This is a genomic window from Thalassobacterium maritimum (genome assembly GCF_031127805.1).
Taxonomy (GTDB): Bacteria; Verrucomicrobiota; Verrucomicrobiia; order Opitutales; family Coraliomargaritaceae; genus Thalassobacterium; species Thalassobacterium maritimum.
The window spans coordinates 1-1,873 of record NZ_JARXHW010000121.1 but is presented as its reverse complement, the minus strand read 5'-3'; the positions used below and the strand labels follow the sequence as shown (position 1 = coordinate 1,873).

Annotated in this window: 3 protein-coding genes; all 3 read right to left on the bottom strand. The window is 44.3% G+C overall.

Annotation, left to right across the window (positions count from 1 at the left end; all coding sequences use genetic code 11):
- Positions 1-126: 126 nt before the first annotated feature.
- Positions 127-774 carry a hypothetical protein gene (locus tag QEH52_RS19450; protein WP_308952622.1) on the bottom strand — a complete coding sequence of 216 codons (648 nt, stop codon included), beginning with the start codon at positions 772-774 and terminating at the stop codon, positions 127-129.
- Positions 775-867: 93 nt separating this feature from the next.
- Complete coding sequence (locus tag QEH52_RS19445; RefSeq protein WP_308952621.1) at positions 868-1,260, bottom strand: hypothetical protein; 393 nt, start codon at positions 1,258-1,260, stop codon at positions 868-870.
- 48 nt (positions 1,261-1,308) lie between these two features.
- Entirely contained in the window at positions 1,309-1,725 is a 417-nt protein-coding gene (locus tag QEH52_RS19440) for a hypothetical protein (RefSeq protein WP_308952620.1), read from the bottom strand.
- Positions 1,726-1,873 lie beyond the last annotated feature (148 nt).

Sequence of the window (1,873 nt, the reverse complement as noted above, 5' to 3'; positions counted from 1 at the left end):
TCTGAGCTGTGATTGGGCTTACTTGGTTTTCCATGCCCTAGAGATTAACCTAAAATTAGGCTCTCGTATAGCGGGTCAATGTTCGGACGATAACAATAAGCGGTGTCAAAATTCTCTTCTATATCGTCAAGAGGTGGCGCGGAGTGAGCGCAGCGAACGGAGTTGTCCACTCTCGCCTGGATCGCTCAGTTTGGTTCGTTGGTCACGACACCAAATATGAGCTTCGACATAGCAACCTGCCCAGCCGTCCCTATCCTTATGTCGTTTAATTCGATTTTCTATATCGTGGTCTTGATACTCGGAAACAAGTTCTTCGTATGTGAAAAGTCGTCCCCAAATTGGGTCTTCTCTCCAGTTTTCTGGTGGTTGGTAAAATAAATGCGGTGGGTCAGCTCCATACACTGTCGTTAGATGAGAGTGGTCAGGATACATGAAGGTAAGTTCATGCTCCTGAAAATCGCTAACTTCGAGTGCAGTCTTCAGACCTTCTCTGAACATCGTAAGTGTTCTATCAAAACTTCCTAAAACTGCAAAATAGGGTCTAGCAACTGGCGAGAATCCGAATTTCTCTTCGTATGCTTGAATTAGAAGATCATCAGCATTTCGACGCCACTTCATGAAATCTGAACCAATAGAAAACCTATTAAATTCAGTTTTTGCTTCTTTTTCAGCCTCGAACAGTTCTGCGATGGACTGGTCGTCGAGGTCACAAATGTTAAGAAATGGCCCATACTCTCGCTCGAAGTAGTGAGTTATGTAGGTGGGTGGATTCATTTCTTTCAGCGATCGTGAAGAGTAGTCGATGCGAGCCTGCGAGGTCAATCGTGCAAATGATTGTCGAATATCTAGCGCGTAATCTCGCATTGACTAGCTCGACTGGATGGGTCTTTTCCTGTAGATTTTGAAGACTCCCGCATATCCACCTTTCTTAACGATCCAAAATGAGTCTGAGTCGACCTCTTTAATTATAACGTAGATGAATGAGTCAGAGGCCAGTAGGTCATTGCCGATCGAGTAGATCAAATAGTCTTCGGGAATTCTTTTTTTCAGTTCGTCGATTTTAACTTCCTTAAAGCCCCTCAAATTAATCTGTGTGCCTGAAATCTTCAAGCTATCCATTATTTTTTTGATCTCTTTCGGAGCTTCAAAGTTGGGGTTCAAAGTGATGTCAGAGATCAAAGATTCCCATTTTTCATTCGGGCTCGCTGCAAAAATAGGGGGCGCAGCTATGAGCAGTAGAAGTATGAATATCGCTTTCATTTTATTTACCCATCGTCGAGGATGAGCATAGATGAGCGCCAGCGAAATCTATTGTCTCACTCCGCCTTGATCTGCCTCTAGGGGAGTTGGAAGTTTTACGGGGCCAAATTCGATGTAGGGAGTCCAGGTGAAGTCCTCCATGTTTAATTCCTTTACTTCGTCGTTCGGCACAAAGGTATAGATCCCTCGGTAGGAATCTTCACCTACTTCGGTCCGAACGAGGGAAAGCTTCAATTTCTCCGCTTTGATCCCCGAACCAATTTGCGGGTAAGCTGGGTAAATTGTGTTTAATTCCATTATGATCTCCATCTGGACACGGCCCTCTTTTCCTTCTTCTTTTAGAGGGGTGAAATTCACTTCAACAATTCGGTTGGGGGTATCGTCGATTGTGACAGTCGTTTTATTTATGTCGCAACCGGCAAGAAGCAGTGCTAATAAGAGGAAAGATGATGCTAGGAGTTTCATTTTTTCTGCAGATCGTCAAGAGGTGGCATGTAGTGAGGCACGAACGGAGTTGTCCACTCTCGCCTGGGTATGCCCGGCATGTTGATAACCTTATATGGTGAAAGTCCATTGTGAAAGACCTGAATAACAAATCAATCACTAGAGAAGC

What these genes read in the sequence shown, in the direction of transcription:
- QEH52_RS19450 (WP_308952622.1), bottom strand. Translation starts at nt 774, where the DNA reads ATGAATCCACCCACCTACATAACTCACTACTTCGAGCGAGAGTATGGG.
- QEH52_RS19445 (WP_308952621.1), bottom strand. Translation starts at nt 1,260, where the DNA reads ATGAAAGCGATATTCATACTTCTACTGCTCATAGCTGCGCCCCCTATT.
- QEH52_RS19440 (WP_308952620.1), bottom strand. Translation starts at nt 1,725, where the DNA reads ATGAAACTCCTAGCATCATCTTTCCTCTTATTAGCACTGCTTCTTGCC.